Source organism: Pseudanabaena sp. FACHB-2040 (genome assembly GCF_014696715.1).
In the GTDB taxonomy this organism is placed as follows: domain Bacteria; phylum Cyanobacteriota; class Cyanobacteriia; order Phormidesmidales; family Phormidesmidaceae; genus JACVSF01.
The window spans coordinates 147,007-162,074 of sequence record NZ_JACJQO010000002.1 but is presented as its reverse complement, the minus strand read 5'-3'; the positions used below and the strand labels follow the sequence as shown (position 1 = coordinate 162,074).

Genomic DNA, 15,068 nt, shown 5'->3' with positions numbered 1-15,068 from the left:
GCGGACTTAACTGGCCGGCTTCAAATACAGGCGCAAGTAATTCTTAAGGCACTTGCGGAGAGGCAACTCAGGGAACCAGGCTAGAAATCGTCCCCGATCAAAGTAGCAGGGTGTCATGGGGCGGTGCTGCACCTCGCGTTTACCCAGGCTCGTATTTACCAATGGTTTTGTCTAACTTTATTCTCGTTCTAGATGGGCTGCTGCTGATTTCGCTGATTGCGATCGCAGCCTTCTACGCCCTTCTACTGCGATCCCTAAAATCCGCGCCGCGCTTGCAGCCTACAGCAAGTCTGCCTAACCCTGACCTGTCGCTGGCCCTGATCATTCCGGCTTATAACGAGGCGGGCAATTTGCGGGCCTGTGTTGAGGCAGCGCTGACGACAGAACTGCCCGCAGCAACTCACTTTAAGATTTGGATTGCCGATGACCAGTCCACAGACGATACAGGCAAGATCGCCCAAGCACTGGCAGAGGAACATGCCAACGTCAGCGCTCTCACCGGCCCACCTCGCCCCAGCGATGAAATTTGGCGCGGCAAGAACTGGGCCTGCGCCCACGCTGTTCAGTTTGCCGAAACTGATTACCTACTGTTTCTAGATGCTGACGTGCGGCTCACGCCAGGAGCTATATCTGCTGCTCTTGCCGAAGCCCAAACTTACAAAACCGATCTGCTGAGCTGCGCGCCCAAGATTGAGTGCAGCTGCTTTTCGGAGTGGCTAGTTCAGCCGATCATGATGAGTGCGATCGCAATCAACTTTGACTTTGAGGCGATTAACACTTCTAAGCGTTTAGAAGATGCCTTTGCCGCTGGACCTTTCATGCTCTTTCGGCGAACGGCCTATGAAACCATTGGTGGCCATGCCGCCGTCCATGATCAGGTTGTAGAAGATGTTGAGTTAGCGCGTCAAATCCGCGCTAAGGGGTTAACTCTGCGCTATGTCCTGGGAGTTGATCTGATTGACCTGCGAATGTACTCGTCTTTTGGTGCCTTGTGGGAGGGCTGGACAAAAAATTACTACTTAGGAACTCAGGAAAATCTGCCGCTGACGCTCCTTTCGGCCTTTGCAATTGGCATGGTGTTTGTCATGCCCTGGGTCGGCCTACTCGCTAGTTTGCTCCTGAGCCTGCCACAGATCAACGCTATTGCGGTCGCCTATTATCCCACCCTTAGCCTCTATGGCTTAACTGCGGTGACTCTGCTGCTTTACTGGCTGCTGCGCATTACTGGTCATCGGCGGGTCAGCGTCCCCATACGCTACTGGTGGTTGAGCGCAGTGGGCGGCATTTTGGTAATAGCTATTGCCCTTGTCTCTGTCATCAAAACCAAGACCGGCTGGGGCTGGACTTGGCGGGGTCGGCCCTTAAAGGCTGCGTAATCTGGACAGCCATGAAAAAAGCCTAGGTCATTGGACCCAGGCTTAGGATTAGCGATGGCTAACTAGTTTTGCTGAAAGATAAAGTTTCACCCCAGGCTTAGCTGGCAGAGGCATGACCGCGATCGTAGGTAGCCCAGAAGCTAGGATGCACTTTGCCCTGGATGTGATTCCAGTAGCGGGAGGCATCGGCGGGCATTCCGGCTTCGGTCGCGCTCCGGCTTAGCATGGACTGCTGACGGCGCTTCACCAACCGGTGATGGTTGATCAGCATCATTCGAGCTCGGTCTTCAGTTGTGCGGGTTGCGACAGGGGCGGCAGGCGCTGCGATCGCAGCAGGCGCTGTCACAGGTTGTGCTACAGGAGCAGCCGTTTCACCTGTTCGATAGCCAACACCCCGATACATTAGGTCCAGAGTGGACTGCTGCACAGGAGCCTTGGCAATGGTGCGGAACCGGATATCTACACCTCGGAACGTGCCCGTTTCATCCGTCGATTTTGCTGCTACGACGGGAGGGGTGTATTCGTACTTAACGCCACGATAAGAAAGTTGCATGATGTCGCCTCCAAAAGAATCAAACGTATTGATCCGTGCATTGGGGCGCGTTCCTTCGGGGGGATCAGACCCCTACTTCCGTCTCTTGAGCGCGTCTTTAGCTTCGATCTATAGCTGCGACAGTTAAGAGATGAACGATTTGCTTACTTCTGTATAATACACTACGATTTTCAAAAAATACCGCTGAAAATGTTAAGAATTTGTGACTCACTGGCGCTGCTAATCTGTCCTCCTTAAAGTCGCTTCTTTGCGTTCTTCTCCAACCTAGGGAAGGCTTACCCCGCTTGAGCTTGGTTGGATTACTAGGCTGGTTTCTTGGGCAGATGCTATTTTTGACCCTATCTAGCTGTAGCCCTCGATTTGAAATGCTTGCTTTTGTTCTAATTTTCGTACTACTGCTGCTGCCGCTGCCGGCTGTAGCCGCGCCAACAACGCCCAATTCTTTGGCTCGACAGCAGCCCATGCTACCCCAGCAATCGCCTCAGCAAGCCCTAGAACGCCTATTTGTCGAGTCTCAAGCTCAGTCTGGTTGGTTTGCGGAGTCCTTTCTTAGGCAGGTACCTCTTGCAGGCATTCAACCACTACTGGATGATCTAAAGCAGTCACTGGGGGAGTTGCAGGAAATTCGCCCAGGTCCAGATGGGTTTGAGCTGCAGTTTGAACAGGGCCGGGTGCGATCGCAAATTTCCCTTAATGCTCAGGGACAAATCACCGCGCTCTACTTTGCACCTCCCGAGATTCCGGTGGCATTAGAGGATGCGATCGCAGCCGTCCGTTCCTTTCCGGGGGAGGCAAGCCTGCTGGTGCTACAAGCGGAGCGAGAGTTGGCTAATGTTAACGCCGAGCAGCCGTTGGCCGTCGGTTCTGCCTTCAAATTGGCTGTTTTAGCGGCACTCCAGGGCGAGATTGAGCAGGGCCGTCATCGTTGGGATGAGGTTGTAACTCTGCAACCAGGCTGGAAAAGTTTGCCCAGCGGTCTGCTGCAGGACTGGCCCGATGGCACTGCTTTGACTGTAGAAACACTCGCTACCCTGATGATCTCTCTCAGCGACAATACGGCTACCGATGCGCTGATTCACACCGTGGGGCGTCAGCCGATCGAGGTTCTCAGCCCGCGCAACCACCCCTTTCTGACTACCCGTGATTTTTTTGCGCTGAAGAATCCGCAGAATGCCTTGCTTTTGTCTCGGTTTCGGGCGGGTAATGAAGCCGACCAGCGGGCACTGCTGGAAGAACTAGCAACTGCGCCTCTGCCCGATGCCAGTGTGTTTGCCGGAAATCCGGTAGCGCTGGATGTGGAGTGGTTTTTCTCAGCCCAAGAACTGTGTGCTTTGATGGCTCAGGTTGCCGAACTGCCGCTGATGCAGGTTAATCCAGGAGTGGCTAACCCGCAGGACTGGGATGCGATCTCATTCAAAGGCGGCTCAGAACCGGGGGTGCTGAATTTGACTAGTTGGGTGCGATCGCACAGCGGCACTTCCTACTGCGTCTCTGCTACTTGGAACAGCTCTACCCAAAGCCTCGATGAAACTGCCCTGTCTCGGCTCTACAGCGGCATTTTGGCGAGGTTGCAAAGTACCCCTTAAATGCAGTTGGTTTGAACTGACAGTTACAGCACCTCAGATTGCTGAGGCAAGACCACAGAGCGAATGCTGGGCTGACAGAGCCCAGCAATAATAGCCGTACATAGCGTCGCTGAGAAATACACACCAAAAGAGGGAGCCTGCCCCCCGAGCAGCGCCAGTCCATTGTTCAGCAGGCACAGGCCCTGAAATAGCAGAGACCCAACCCAGCCCCACCGCTTTAGCTGATACAGCCCAACGGCAGACACCATACCCAAAATGCTGATGAGAAACCCGGCAACCACCAAGCCCTTAAAGAACGGTGAGAGCCGGGTCAGGTCAGCCGAGAATAGCTCAACCTGGCCCGTCAGTAGCAAAATCAGTAGCGCTCCGGTAATTAAAGAAAGCCCGCTGATAAAGAACTGGACCCAGGCAATCAGACCGATTCCCCACGAGCGATTCATAGCCGTAAACCCTGCCACTATTCCTGCAGCCCCATTGTAAAGGTAGCTGCAAGGGGCCAACCTCAGGGAGCCAACTCATGGTGGTAGAGGTCTGGCTCATTGGGTAAATACGTCATCCTTTGCAGGGTCTGCCCCTTCACCTGAAAGGCGCTGCCAATGTTGATCCGGCTGAGAAAATCCAGGTCGTGGGAGATGACTAGGAGAGCTCCCTGATAATCATTAAGAGCATCTACCATCTGATCGACTGTGCCGATGTCTAGGTTATTGGTCGGCTCATCTAAAATCAGCAAATCAATAGCAGAAATGCTGATCATGGCTAGAGCCAATCTAGCCAACTCACCGCCACTCAAAACTGAAGCTGATTTGTAGACCTCCTGATTAAAGAAAAGAAAATGCCCTAGCTGCTGGCGAATGAGTTGATAGTCGAGATCGGGGTTAACTGACTGCATATTCTCTAATAGCGTAAGGTCGTGGTTGACCAAGTCGTAGGCTTGATCGAGGTACACGCTCTTGATCTGAGGCGCTAGCAAGATCTCGCCCACTATCAAAGAAGCTTCGCTGCTTGGCTGGTAGCAGTTCAAGATAGCCTTAGCCAAACTCGATTTGCCGCAGCCGTTCGCGCCTGCGATCGCAACTCGATCCCCCGCTGCTAGGTGCAGTTGAATCTGTCGCAACAGCACTCTATCGCCTACGTTCAGGTCGGCTCCCTGAATCTCAAGCAAATGTCTGTGCTTGAGACTGCTTTCCTCTAGCTGGATGCTCGATGTCCGGTGGGTTCTGACTTTAGTTTCAGCCACTTTTTGGGTAGCTGCTGCAATAGCTGCTTCGTGCTTTTGCTTGAGCGCTCCGGCAGTGACTTCGGCTTTTCGCTGCAGGGCTCCAGCTACAACTTTGGGCATACTGCCTGCCTTGAGTTGCCCGCTGCGGCGAGACTGGGCCGCTCGCTGCTGCTCCTGCAGGGCGCTGGTCTTAGCCCGTTTTAGAGTCTTCTGAGCAACCTCGTGCGATCGCACCTGCGCCTCTAGCGCCGCCTGCCGCTGCTGCCGGTAGGCAGAGAAATTGCCGCCGTAGATCGTGATCCCTTCAGGGCCCAACTCCCAAACAGTATCAACCACCTGATCTAGAAAAAACGGCTTGTGCGAAACAATCAAAAACGCATCCTTAAATTGCGTCAAAAATTGCCGAAGTTCCTCCAGCGCAGCATAGTCTAGATGGTTTGTCGGCTCATCTAGCAGCAGCACATTGGGCTGACGGGCCAGGCCGACGGATAGGAAGAGCTTAGTCAGCTCGCCACCACTGAGTTTAGAAAGGGGCAGAGATAAATCTAGGGACATGTTGAACTGGGTTTCTAGCAGATTGGCAATAGTCCACCATTCCTCAGAACAACTCGTTAGAAAGTTCAGAACTGTGTCTTCTTTAATGTGCTGCCGGATCGTGCTGATTTGGGGCAGGTAATATACTAGGCCGTGGCGCTGCACTGAACCAGTAGTAGGCGCAACCTGCCCTGCCAAAATCTGCAGCAGCGTTGATTTACCGACGCCATTTGCGCCGACTAAGGCAATGCGATCGCTCGCCGAAAGGCTGACCTGCACATGCTTAAAAAGGGTGCGGTCGGGCGGCAATTCGTAGGCCAAGCCGTCAGCCAATATGTAGGGCTGCCGGGGCATCAAGACCTCCTTATAGCTATGAAATTAGAGTGAATGAAGCTTGCGCGGAGCAGCTAAGCTCCGTCATTTGAAACTCTCAGGCACGTTTAGCCAGGCTATGCAGAGATCAGGCTCATGGCTGGTTTGAAAACTCAAAAACTAATGCTACATAATATACTACATTAAAAATACGGCAATTCCAAGAAACGAGAAATTAGGCCTTTCTCCTACTTATCCCCTCAAAGCCAATTAAGCTCAGCGCAAAAAATAGCGGGCGCATCCTCAAGGGATGCGCCCGCCTATTACAAGTACTAATGAATGAAATTAAATTGCTGCTCCGGCAGCAGGCTCAGCCCCCATCCCAGCGACTGCATCGCGCAGTACGCGGATTTGCTGCTCCAGCTCCATTGACTCTAGGGCTGACAGCAAGTTCTGACCTTCGTCAGACATCTTATAGTCATCGGGCATAGGGATGATGGTGCCTTCATCCATCCCGCAGGACAGGAAGAACCAGAAAGCTAGTTTGGTGTTGGCACTGAGAGATCCATACTCACGACAGATCTGGTTGTTGGCATCGCGGTTTGCGATCGCACGCATCGTATCGAGCTGCTGCTCGTGAGACTGCTCCTTCACTTGCTCAAACAGACCCCCTGCAATCTCAGGAGACGCCGCACCGGGAGCAGCTGGCGTAACCGCATCGCCCATTTGCTCATAAACAAACCATAGCCAGGCAAGCTGTTCATCAGTGCCCAACTGCCGAAAATTTTCAAGGGCGTTATCGGTGTTATTAACTGCGTTGGTATAAGCCATAAAGTACCTTCCTAAAACTGCACAGCGCCAGTGAGTCTCTCAAAATAGCCGGTATCGTGCGCTCCCAGGCTTTTGAGCTGATCACTGACTACTGGGGTAACCGTAACTTTAGGGTCAGCTTTAGCCCATCTATCAATCGCCAGAGAATCGAGTACGCCCCTCGAATCTCCTCCTGAGGATCAGTAAGTTGCCTGCAGGCGGCTCTTCAGGTAATCCCCGGCTGTGATTGGCTCATACTGAGGCTTGTCTAGAAAGTTGCTCTGGGAGCCATTTAAGTCGGCCACAGCCGTCACCAGCGTTTGCGGATCAGGATCGCAAAACAGCGCCATAGAATAGCGGGATTGGCTTACAGCCGCACCCGTCGGCAGCACAACCCGATGTGGCGTTGAGCGAAAGCGATCATTGCTCCAGCGCTGCATCAGATCTCCTAGGTTTACCAATACCGCGTCGCCCTTGGGCGTGGCTGCGATCCACTCTCCAGCTGGGGTCTTTACCTGTAGGCCGCTCTGGGCATCTTGAAAAAGCAGGGTAATGCTGCCATAGTCGCTGTGCTCCCCGGCTCGAATATGTTCACCCTCAAGCGTTTGAGCCGCAAGCGAATCGTAGGGTGGATAGTGCAGCAGACGCAGGGTATGGGCAGGTTGCTGATGGTGTTTGACAAAGAAATCTTTCGGTAGCTGTAAGGCTAGAGCCAGGGCCTGTAAAACCTGCCAGGCCAAATTATTCGCGCTTTGATAGAAGGCTTGCAGAGTTTCTCGAAAAGAGGGCAACGCCGGCGGCCAGCGATTGGGGTTGCCCGGATTATTGTCAGAACCGATATTAAACGCTTCTTTGAGATCTATAGTCTGGCCAGGGTTCAGGCTCTCTCTCCCTACCCCTACATATCCCAAGTTGCTTTCTGTGGAAGACCAGCTGAGCGCGCTTTTTTCCTCAGGCGGAAGCTGAAAGAACCGAGCCGATTCTTTAAAGGCCGCTGCTCTTTGCTCAGAGGAGATATCGTGCCCAATCAGGTAAAAGAAACCCATTGACTGGCAGGCTTGAGCGACTTGATTAGCGATGGTTTGGCAAGCGAATTCATCGAATTTATCGCTCTGAGTCGGCTGGCCTGCCCTGCGCGGGAAAGTTGCCGGCACCCTGAAGCATCTGAAGTCGATAACGGGAATTTCCATTGCTTAACCTTGACTGCCGATAGGGTTCAGGGTGGGCTCATACCAGCGCCGCAGCCAGTCCAGGTCAATTTCACTGAGATAATCTACGACCCAAGTCGCCCGCCGATGAATCATCTGGTATGGGTAGGTGTGAGCTACGCCCATCACTGGCACCCCCGCCTGCTTAGCAGCCTCAATTCCGGCAAAGGAGTCTTCAATGGCGAGACAGTCAGCGGGTTTTAAAGCCAATTCAGAAAAGTGCTGATTTAGCTGCTCGATTGCCATTAAATACCCGTCTGGGGCTGGCTTGCTGGCTTTTACAGAAATATCATCACAGGAGACAATCACGGAGACAGTCTGCCTCAGACCGATTTTCTCAAGCACCCACTCAATCTCAGATCGGCGGGCTCCTGATACAACCGCCAGCTTGAGCTGGGCTGCTCGGATCCGGAAAATCAAATCATCCAGGCCAGGATACAGGGGCAGCTGGTCTAGGGTTGCCATCTCAATGCGGTAGTTGGCTGATTTTTTCTCTAGCAGCTGATCGAGGTAAGCATCGGTAACCAGGCGACCTCGGCGGCTTAGGATGTCTGCAACACAGGCGCGATCGCTCCGGCCTAGGCACACCAAGTTGTACTCTGCTGAGTCAGGCCGCAAATTTTCTTCCAAAAGCAGCTGCTCAATCAGGTACTTATGTAGGCCCTCGTCGTTAATGACAATGCCATTGAAGTCAAGCAGAACCGCTTTGAGAGGCATACGGTAAATGGAACAGGAAACTGGGTAGGGCTGCGATGCTCCCAGAGGACCATTGCCCCCTGAAGACAATCCTCGCAAATAACTATTGCGATTTTGTTACTAACGTTTCTAGCTTACCGCGACCGCCCACAGATTCTAGGGTGCTCTCCTCTAAGTGCCTGATTTTCTGGGGTTTAGCACAGTCTTAGAGTAGCTCCTCTAGTATTTCTGCGAGTCCTAGCAGCCTTCTAGACGTCTTTGGCCACGATACTTCACTGAGAGCATCCCCGTGTTATCACGTATTTCTTTCGATAGAGGCGTTAGGACTACCGTGTATTAACGATGGTGCTGAGCAGGGCCACTCCCGAGAATAGATACAGTTCTCGATGACTCGCTCTCCCAAGGACACACCGATATGGCTACTGAAACTTCTGCCCTCCGCTCCCATGGTATGGAACTACTCATGGAGTACAAGCAGGCTCCCTCTGTACCCCTGCGTAACAAGCTGGTGCGGTTGAATGCCGGTCTAGTCCGTAAGATTGCTCACCGAGTCAGCCATCAGTGTTCTGAACCCTACGAGGACCTAGAGCAAATTGGCTTTATCGGCCTGATTCGTGCCATTGAGCGGTTCAATCCCGGGCAGGGGTGTGCCTTTAGCTCCTTCGCGGTTCCCTATATCCGGGGTGAAATGCTCCACTACCTGAGAGACCGGGGCACCACTGTTAAGATTCCCCGCCGCTGGCAAGATCTACAAAAAGAGGCCCAAAAAGTTCAGAGCGAGCTTACCCGAGAGCTAGGCCGCACCCCCAATGATTTTGAAGTGGCCCAGGCCATGGGGGTTGCCGTCGAAGAGTGGCGCGAAGTCAAAATGGCTCATAGAAACCGTCTGCCCCTCAGCCTCGATGCAACCGTGAGCCAGCAGGTAGATTCCTCTATCACGTTGGGCGATACGCTGCCCGATACCCACTATCAGCTCTTACAGCTGCTTGAAGAAGACCGCCAGCAGCTTCAGCGGGCTCTCAATCAGCTAGAAGACAAAACCCGCTCTGCCATTGAATTTGTCTTCTTCAACGGCCTATCTCGCAAGGAAGTCGCTGAAAAAATTGGGGTTAGCCCAATGACGGTCACTCGTAGAATTCAACGCGGCATTGACCAGATGGTGGCTTATCTACAGCCCCAAGCCGCACAGTCTGACTCCTAAGCATTTCAAGACATCTCCAGCTTGCCAGGGTGTGTCAGCATCGACTCGGAAGGAACTTAACGGTTCCTTCCTTTTTCGTTTGTGACGAGTTGTTAACTAGAGGGCTGCTCTAAACGCCTGCCAGGCTTACGTTTCGCCTATACTCTTTGCATAGCAGTCTCACCCGATGGGACCTACGCTGACAGGTTCGCATGAGGTAGGCCCACAGGCCCATGATTATTAACGCACCCTCTTACCCTGAGTTGGATCAGGCCACTCGATTTAGGCAGCTGCAGACTCAGCTGCGGCAGCGCTGGCTGCCTGCGGATGATTTCGATGATCAGGAGCGCCAGATCCTGGTGGTGCCTTCCCTCAGCATGGATCAGGAGGAGCTGCAAAAGATTGCTGGGGTGCACTACTACGAGGAGCGGCTGCTGTTTTCGCTGATCCGGCTGCGCAATCCCAACACGCGGCTGGTGTATGTTACGTCTCAACCGCTGCATCCCAGCATTGTGGACTACTATCTGGAGCTGCTACCGGGCATTCCCAGCTCCCATGCCCGCAACCGGCTCGAGCTTTTTGCCGCCTACGATGCTTCTAAAAAGCCGCTCTCGCAAAAGCTTCTAGATCGGCCTCGGCTACTGGAGAAGATCCGCAAGACTTTAAATCCTGAGCAGGCTTATATGGTCTGCTACAACTCTACTGAGTTAGAGCGCCAGCTGGCCCTAGCACTAGACATTCCCCTGCTGGCCCTGGACCCAGATTTGCTCTACTGGGGCACTAAGAGCGGCAGTCGCGAGATTTTTGCGGCCTGCGGTATTCCTCACCCCGACGGCAGCGAACTGGTGCACACCCAGGAGGATCTAGCCCAGGCGATCTCTGATGTCTGGGAACGTCAGCCTGACCTGAAGCGGATGGTGATCAAGCTCAATCAGGGCTTCTCTGGAGAGGGTAACGCGCTGCTGGACTTGCGATCGCTTACTGACATTGCCCCTGGTGCCGCTAGCCATCGAGAGCGCCTCTCTACTCTACGCTCGGTGCTGCCAGAGCTGCGCTTCCAGTGCGAAACCGAGACGTGGGAAAATTTCTACCTCAAGGTTGGGGATTTAGGTGCGATCGCAGAAGCCTTTATCGAGGGTGACGAAAAGCTCTCCCCCAGTGCTCAGGGGCGTATTACTCCCTTTGGCGAGGTAGAAATGCTCTCTACCCACGACCAAATCCTAGGTGGGCCAGACGGCCAGATTTTTCTGGGCTGCTCCTTCCCGGCCGATGCCGCTTATCGGCTAGAGATTCAGGAGATGGGGCGCTTAGTGGGTGAACAGCTTGCCGCCAAGGGAGCGTTAGAGCGCTACGGAGTAGATTTTATTGCTGTCAAACAGCCCCCCGGCAGTCCTGAGCCCTGGAAGCTCTATGCGATCGAAATTAACCTCCGCAAAGGCGGTACTACCCACCCTTTTATGGCTCTGAAGCTGCTAACTGAAGGCAGCTACAACCTTGCTGATGGCCTGTTTTACACCCGGCAGGGTCAGGCAAAGTACTACCGTGCTTCAGACAACCTGCAAAACGAGTCTTACCGAGGGCTGCTGCCCAGCGACCTGATGGATATCATCGTGGCAGAACGGCTGCACTTCAACTCCATCAACGGCACTGGCGCAGCTTTTCACCTGATGGGCTGCCTGTCGGAGTACGGCAAACTTGGCATTACCAGCATTGGCAACAGCCCTCAGCAAGCCGAAGATATTTACCATCAGGTTGCTGCCGCCTTAGACAAAGCAACTCAATCGTAGTGGCATTTGGCCCAATTTAGGGAGTGCATTTACTGGTAGGGGCGTCATCGCAACGCGTGACGCCCCTACAACTGCACACTTTTAGCGATGACATGTTAATCAGCTAGTCCTAAGAACCTTCCCGCTGGTTGGTCGCCTCAACCAAATCCTGAATCGCACAGTCAAACGCCTCAAGCAATTTCTGTATGTGAGCAAATGTCAATCGAGGCACCTGGGCTCCCCGCTCCCAAGCGCCGACGGTGGTGACAGTGACGTTGAGCAAATCAGCAACCTGGCGCTGAGTCAGGCTGGCCTCTTTTCTTAAATCCGCTAGCGTTGGCCGTTCAGATTTGCCCATAGATTGCTGCTGTTGTGTCAATCCAGCCTGTTTATGGAGATCTGCAAGGGTTAATTGCTCACTGTTGGCAGACATCCTATGACTCAACCTCGTTGTCACCAGGCTGAGTGGCCTCTACAAGCTCTGCAAGGGTACAGCCAAGTGTTTCTATAATTTTCTGAACCTGAGCAAAGCTAAGGCTCGGCTTTTTAACACCGCGCTCCCAGCTACTGATCGTTGTAACAGTTACTCCTAGAACATCGGCTAACTGACGCTGGGTTAATCCAGCCCGTTCTCTTAATTGTTTGAGAGTTAGTTGATTATCTCCAGCGCTCATATTAAACTCTAGCTATAGAACTAGAGTTACATAGCTAGAGTTGCGTAACTTTAGTTCTAATACCTGTAACGAAATTAGTGAGTCCTACAAGCAGCTCCAAGCCTCTTTGAAAGCTGCCATTTCATAGTCTCTCATCTCGCGGAATGAATTAGCGGCTCTGGCAGGCTGCTGATTTGTCCTGCCCACTTTTCCTTTACCCGCAAAACTCCCATGAGCTACCGCAATCGCCTCTACCATTGGCATATCGTTCGCCTGCTGCCCCAAGCCCAGCGCATTACCGTAGCCCGCTTTCGCCATCGCCGCGAAGCCGAGAACCACGCCCGCCTCCTACGCTACCTGATTCCTGCTGGAACCTTTGTCATTCTCTTTGAGCCACCCTCAGTAGAAGCTCGTTTGAATCGGAGTATTGTGGAGCGGTCTTAGCGGGTTACAACTAAACTCTCAACCAGGCTCTTAGTACTGTTTCATTGCCCGGTCGATTTCTCGTTTGGCTTCCTTCTGTTTGACACTTTCCCGCTTGTCGTGGAGTTTCTTGCCCTTAACCAGGGCCAAGTTGAGCTTGATCCAGCCGCGCTTGAGGTACATCTTCAGGGGCACGAGAGTCAGGCCTTGCTGCTCTACCTTGCCAATCAGCTTGCGAATCTCATCCCGGCGCATCAGCAGCTTGCGAGTGCGCTTGGCCTCGTGGTTGTAGGCTTTGTTTGTAGTTTCGTGGGGGGAGATGTGAACGTTGTGGAGCCAAACTTCACCATCGCGAATCAGGGCAAACCCGTCCCGCAGATTAACCTTGCCCTGCCGGATAGACTTGACCTCAGAGCCTAGCAGCTCCAAACCTGTTTCAAACGTCTCTAGAATTTCGTACTCATAGCGGGCCTGTCGGTTATCGCTGATTACCTTATAGCCATCGCCGGATTCGGCTGGCATAGCTTATCCCCCTTACTCAACAACAACTCGCCACTCGTGGAGTTCATATTCTACGCATTGATTTTGAATTAGAGGATCTGCCTCTACGATAGCTTTAGCCTCTTCTAAAGAGGATGCTTGGAATAACAGCATACCACCGCCAAATTCAGCCCAGTAGCCTGTACGGGCCTGATAGCCTTGATCGATTAGCTGCCGAACATAGTTTTTGTGCGCAGAAACATGCTGGTCGAAAATTGGCTTGTTGACGATGCCTCTCTCGATCTTGACAAACCAGGGCATTTTTTAGATCCTCCAGAACTGGAAATTGCGGTGTCCGTTGTAAATTATGGATTTTGGAATCTGAATTATGGGCGCTCTTGGCGTTAAAACGGTGAAAACTTAAAATCATCCCATCCCCAATGGCTCATACACCTGGCATGGCAGGCCCCTCTAACAGATCGGAATCGAAAAAAGCCGAAAAACACCGCTTCTTCGTGGCCCTGCTGCCCCCCACCGAAGTGCAGGCAGAGGCGACCGCTATCAAGACCTATTTTCAGGAGCACTACCAGAGTCAGGCGGCCCTGCGCTCTCCTCCTCACATCACTCTGCAGCCGCCTTTTGAGTGGGCCAAGGATGATCTCGATCAGCTTTTTCAAGCTCTGGCAGCCTTTGCCCTGAACCAACCCCCCGTGCCGATGGGGCTCTCTGGGTTTAGTGCCTTCCCGCCTAGGGTGATCTTCATTAATGTGGTCAAAACTGCGGAACTCATGGCCCTTCAACCTACTTTGATGGATTGGCTGGAAGTTAGGTTGGGAATCGCTAATGCTCGCTCTAAAAATCGCCCTTTCTCTCCCCATTTAACGGTTGCGTTTCGAGATCTCAAGCCTGGGGCGTTCCGTCATGCCTGGCCGGAGTTCGAGCATCGGCCCTTTCGGGCAGACTTTACTGTGCCGGAATTGACTTTGCTCATCCACGATGGGTACCGCTGGCAGATTGCCCAAAATTTTCCCTTCCGGCAGGAATCTAACTAAAAATGTCGCCCTTGAACGGCTAGAGTTCCCATCTAACAGCAGCGCTGTAGACCGGGCTTAAGCATGACCGTATTGTGCCTATCCGGTAGGAGAGGTGAAGACCGAACTTGTTGATATGCAGCTGAGATCGCCACGATGGGCTTTATACATGCACCAAGGGGAGCACCATCATGGTTTTATCGCTGCAACAACTTGCCCATGAAGGGACAATGCAGGATTCAGCCCTAGGGAATCTGGTTGAGGAGAATCGGGATCGGGGGTTGCTTGATGCCTACTCTAGTGCAGTGACTGGGGCTGTAGCTCAGATAGGCCCGGCGGTTGTCAATATTGAAGTACAGCGGCTGCAGCCAGGCAGCAGAAATCGACAGTCCCGTTTGGTGTCTGGCAGTGGTTCTGGCGTAATTTTTACACCGGATGGCTATATTTTGACTAATAGCCATGTCGTTCAAGATGCAGCTCAGATTGAGGTAACGCTGGCAGATGGGCGGCGCTGTCAGGCTCAGCTAATCGGGTTGGATCCTGATACTGACCTAGCCATAATTCGCATTCACGCAGATAAGCTAGCGGTAGCTCGGCTGGGGGATTCTGGGACGCTGCAGCCGGGGCAGGTTGCGATCGCAATCGGCAACCCCTACGGTTTTCAGTACACGGTTACAGCAGGCATCATTAGCGCTTTGGGCCGCTCGTTTCGAGCCAGCACCGGGCGGCTGATCGACAATATCATTCAGACCGATGCCGCGCTCAACCCCGGCAACTCAGGCGGGCCCCTAGTCTCCTCTCAGGGAGAAGTGGTGGGTATCAATACGGCGGTTATTCCCACGGCCCAAGGTATCTGCTTTGCCATTCCTATCAATACGGCTAAGTGGGTCGCCAGTGCCCTACTGCGGGAGGGACGAGTGCGCCGCAGCTACCTAGGCATTTCGGCCCACACCGTACCCTTGCCTCGGCGGCTACAGCTAGCCCACAGCCTAACGGTTGAGTCGGGCATCCTGATTCTCTCGGTGGCTAAGGAGGGTCCTGCTGAACAAGCAGGGCTGCAGGAGCGGGATCTGCTGGTCGGGTTTGACGAGGTGCCCCTGGGCAGCATCGATGACCTACATCGGGTTTTGACTGAGGATCAGGTGGGGGTGCGATCGCAACTGACCCTGCTGCGTCGGGGTGAAAAGCTACACCTAGAGATCGTGCCTGCCGAGGTCAATCCCGAGGCTTAGCGAGCGGCT

General features: G+C 53.3%; 17 protein-coding genes and 1 riboswitch. Of the genes, 7 read left to right on the top strand and 10 right to left on the bottom strand.

The features are described from left to right. The first annotated feature begins 161 nt into the window (after positions 1-161). The gene (locus H6G13_RS02545) at positions 162-1,376 is read left to right on the top strand and encodes a glycosyltransferase family 2 protein (protein ID WP_190481596.1); all 1,215 of its coding nucleotides are present in this window, start codon (positions 162-164) and stop codon (positions 1,374-1,376) included. 97 nt (positions 1,377-1,473) lie between these two features. Here the strand turns inward: H6G13_RS02545 and H6G13_RS02540 are convergent, their stop codons facing one another. Then, positions 1,474-1,929, bottom strand: coding sequence for a DUF4278 domain-containing protein (locus H6G13_RS02540; RefSeq protein ID WP_190481595.1), 456 nt, complete (start codon positions 1,927-1,929; stop codon positions 1,474-1,476). Between the two features lie 44 nt (positions 1,930-1,973). Beyond that, a riboswitch (Glutamine riboswitch) is annotated at positions 1,974-2,068 on the bottom strand. A gap of 226 nt (positions 2,069-2,294) precedes the next feature. Between H6G13_RS02540 and H6G13_RS02535 the strand changes: the two genes are divergently transcribed. After that, positions 2,295-3,515 (top strand): serine hydrolase, encoded by a 1,221-nt coding sequence (locus H6G13_RS02535; protein WP_190481594.1) that lies wholly within the window; start codon positions 2,295-2,297, stop codon positions 3,513-3,515. 23 nt (positions 3,516-3,538) lie between these two features. Here H6G13_RS02535 and H6G13_RS02530 read toward each other — a convergent pair whose 3' ends face one another. The 5 genes from H6G13_RS02530 to H6G13_RS02510 form a co-directional block, all read right to left on the bottom strand. Continuing rightward, positions 3,539-3,955, bottom strand: coding sequence for a hypothetical protein (locus H6G13_RS02530; protein WP_190481593.1), 417 nt, complete (start codon positions 3,953-3,955; stop codon positions 3,539-3,541). Positions 3,956-4,017: 62 nt separating this feature from the next. Then, the gene (gene abc-f, locus H6G13_RS02525) at positions 4,018-5,622 is read right to left on the bottom strand and encodes a ribosomal protection-like ABC-F family protein (RefSeq protein WP_190481592.1); all 1,605 of its coding nucleotides are present in this window, start codon (positions 5,620-5,622) and stop codon (positions 4,018-4,020) included. A gap of 303 nt (positions 5,623-5,925) precedes the next feature. Further along, positions 5,926-6,411 (bottom strand): orange carotenoid protein N-terminal domain-containing protein, encoded by a 486-nt coding sequence (locus H6G13_RS02520; protein WP_190481591.1) that lies wholly within the window; start codon positions 6,409-6,411, stop codon positions 5,926-5,928. 179 nt (positions 6,412-6,590) lie between these two features. Then, entirely contained in the window at positions 6,591-7,580 is a 990-nt protein-coding gene (locus tag H6G13_RS02515; protein WP_190481590.1) for an isopenicillin N synthase family oxygenase, read from the bottom strand. 3 nt (positions 7,581-7,583) lie between these two features. Then, positions 7,584-8,315, bottom strand: a complete 732-nt coding sequence (locus tag H6G13_RS02510) for an HAD family phosphatase (RefSeq protein ID WP_190481589.1) — start codon at positions 8,313-8,315, stop codon at positions 7,584-7,586. Positions 8,316-8,709: 394 nt separating this feature from the next. Here H6G13_RS02510 and H6G13_RS02505 point away from each other — a divergent pair, with 394 nt between their 5' ends. Together H6G13_RS02505 and H6G13_RS02500 are read left to right on the top strand one after the other, a co-directional pair. After that, entirely contained in the window at positions 8,710-9,495 is a 786-nt protein-coding gene (locus tag H6G13_RS02505) for an RNA polymerase sigma factor SigF (RefSeq protein ID WP_190481588.1), read from the top strand. A gap of 212 nt (positions 9,496-9,707) precedes the next feature. Continuing rightward, positions 9,708-11,261, top strand: coding sequence for a peptide ligase PGM1-related protein (locus tag H6G13_RS02500; RefSeq protein WP_190481587.1), 1,554 nt, complete (start codon positions 9,708-9,710; stop codon positions 11,259-11,261). A gap of 109 nt (positions 11,262-11,370) precedes the next feature. On the opposite strand, the gene H6G13_RS02495 is transcribed toward H6G13_RS02500, so the two are convergent. Further along, positions 11,371-11,598 (bottom strand): helix-turn-helix transcriptional regulator, encoded by a 228-nt coding sequence (locus tag H6G13_RS02495; protein ID WP_190481586.1) that lies wholly within the window; start codon positions 11,596-11,598, stop codon positions 11,371-11,373. A 76-nt stretch (positions 11,599-11,674) separates the two neighbouring features. Next, complete coding sequence (locus H6G13_RS02490; protein WP_190481585.1) at positions 11,675-11,914, bottom strand: helix-turn-helix transcriptional regulator; 240 nt, start codon at positions 11,912-11,914, stop codon at positions 11,675-11,677. Positions 11,915-12,124: 210 nt separating this feature from the next. Here H6G13_RS02490 and H6G13_RS02485 point away from each other — a divergent pair, with 210 nt between their 5' ends. After that, positions 12,125-12,337: a hypothetical protein gene (locus H6G13_RS02485; protein WP_190481584.1), complete on the top strand. Its 213-nt coding sequence runs from the start codon at positions 12,125-12,127 to the stop codon at positions 12,335-12,337. A 30-nt stretch (positions 12,338-12,367) separates the two neighbouring features. Here H6G13_RS02485 and smpB read toward each other — a convergent pair whose 3' ends face one another. Together smpB and H6G13_RS02475 are read right to left on the bottom strand one after the other, a co-directional pair. Beyond that, positions 12,368-12,838 carry an SsrA-binding protein SmpB gene (gene smpB / locus H6G13_RS02480; protein WP_190481583.1) on the bottom strand — a complete coding sequence of 157 codons (471 nt, stop codon included), beginning with the start codon at positions 12,836-12,838 and terminating at the stop codon, positions 12,368-12,370. A 12-nt stretch (positions 12,839-12,850) separates the two neighbouring features. Beyond that, positions 12,851-13,117, bottom strand: coding sequence for a YciI family protein (locus H6G13_RS02475; protein WP_190481582.1), 267 nt, complete (start codon positions 13,115-13,117; stop codon positions 12,851-12,853). Between the two features lie 119 nt (positions 13,118-13,236). Between H6G13_RS02475 and H6G13_RS02470 the strand changes: the two genes are divergently transcribed. Then, positions 13,237-13,848 (top strand): 2'-5' RNA ligase family protein, encoded by a 612-nt coding sequence (locus H6G13_RS02470; protein ID WP_242028079.1) that lies wholly within the window; start codon positions 13,237-13,239, stop codon positions 13,846-13,848. Positions 13,849-14,018: 170 nt separating this feature from the next. Beyond that, positions 14,019-15,059: a trypsin-like peptidase domain-containing protein gene (locus H6G13_RS02465; RefSeq protein ID WP_190481581.1), complete on the top strand. Its 1,041-nt coding sequence runs from the start codon at positions 14,019-14,021 to the stop codon at positions 15,057-15,059. Positions 15,060-15,068: the final 9 nt, after the last annotated feature.

Coding starts and splice junctions, on each gene's coding strand:
- H6G13_RS02475 (WP_190481582.1), bottom strand. CDS start 13,117: ATGCCCTGGTTTGTCAAGATCGAGAGAGGCATCGTCAACAAGCCAATT.
- H6G13_RS02465 (WP_190481581.1), top strand. CDS start 14,019: ATGGTTTTATCGCTGCAACAACTTGCCCATGAAGGGACAATGCAGGAT.
- H6G13_RS02535 (WP_190481594.1), top strand. CDS start 2,295: ATGCTTGCTTTTGTTCTAATTTTCGTACTACTGCTGCTGCCGCTGCCG.
- H6G13_RS02505 (WP_190481588.1), top strand. CDS start 8,710: ATGGCTACTGAAACTTCTGCCCTCCGCTCCCATGGTATGGAACTACTC.
- H6G13_RS02515 (WP_190481590.1), bottom strand. CDS start 7,580: ATGGAAATTCCCGTTATCGACTTCAGATGCTTCAGGGTGCCGGCAACT.
- H6G13_RS02520 (WP_190481591.1), bottom strand. CDS start 6,411: ATGGCTTATACCAACGCAGTTAATAACACCGATAACGCCCTTGAAAAT.
- H6G13_RS02490 (WP_190481585.1), bottom strand. CDS start 11,914: ATGAGCGCTGGAGATAATCAACTAACTCTCAAACAATTAAGAGAACGG.
- H6G13_RS02470 (WP_242028079.1), top strand. CDS start 13,237: ATGGCTCATACACCTGGCATGGCAGGCCCCTCTAACAGATCGGAATCG.
- H6G13_RS02545 (WP_190481596.1), top strand. CDS start 162: ATGGTTTTGTCTAACTTTATTCTCGTTCTAGATGGGCTGCTGCTGATT.
- abc-f (WP_190481592.1), bottom strand. CDS start 5,622: ATGCCCCGGCAGCCCTACATATTGGCTGACGGCTTGGCCTACGAATTG.
- H6G13_RS02510 (WP_190481589.1), bottom strand. CDS start 8,315: ATGCCTCTCAAAGCGGTTCTGCTTGACTTCAATGGCATTGTCATTAAC.
- H6G13_RS02500 (WP_190481587.1), top strand. CDS start 9,708: ATGATTATTAACGCACCCTCTTACCCTGAGTTGGATCAGGCCACTCGA.
- H6G13_RS02540 (WP_190481595.1), bottom strand. CDS start 1,929: ATGCAACTTTCTTATCGTGGCGTTAAGTACGAATACACCCCTCCCGTC.
- H6G13_RS02485 (WP_190481584.1), top strand. CDS start 12,125: ATGAGCTACCGCAATCGCCTCTACCATTGGCATATCGTTCGCCTGCTG.
- H6G13_RS02530 (WP_190481593.1), bottom strand. CDS start 3,955: ATGAATCGCTCGTGGGGAATCGGTCTGATTGCCTGGGTCCAGTTCTTT.
- smpB (WP_190481583.1), bottom strand. CDS start 12,838: ATGCCAGCCGAATCCGGCGATGGCTATAAGGTAATCAGCGATAACCGA.
- H6G13_RS02495 (WP_190481586.1), bottom strand. CDS start 11,598: ATGGGCAAATCTGAACGGCCAACGCTAGCGGATTTAAGAAAAGAGGCC.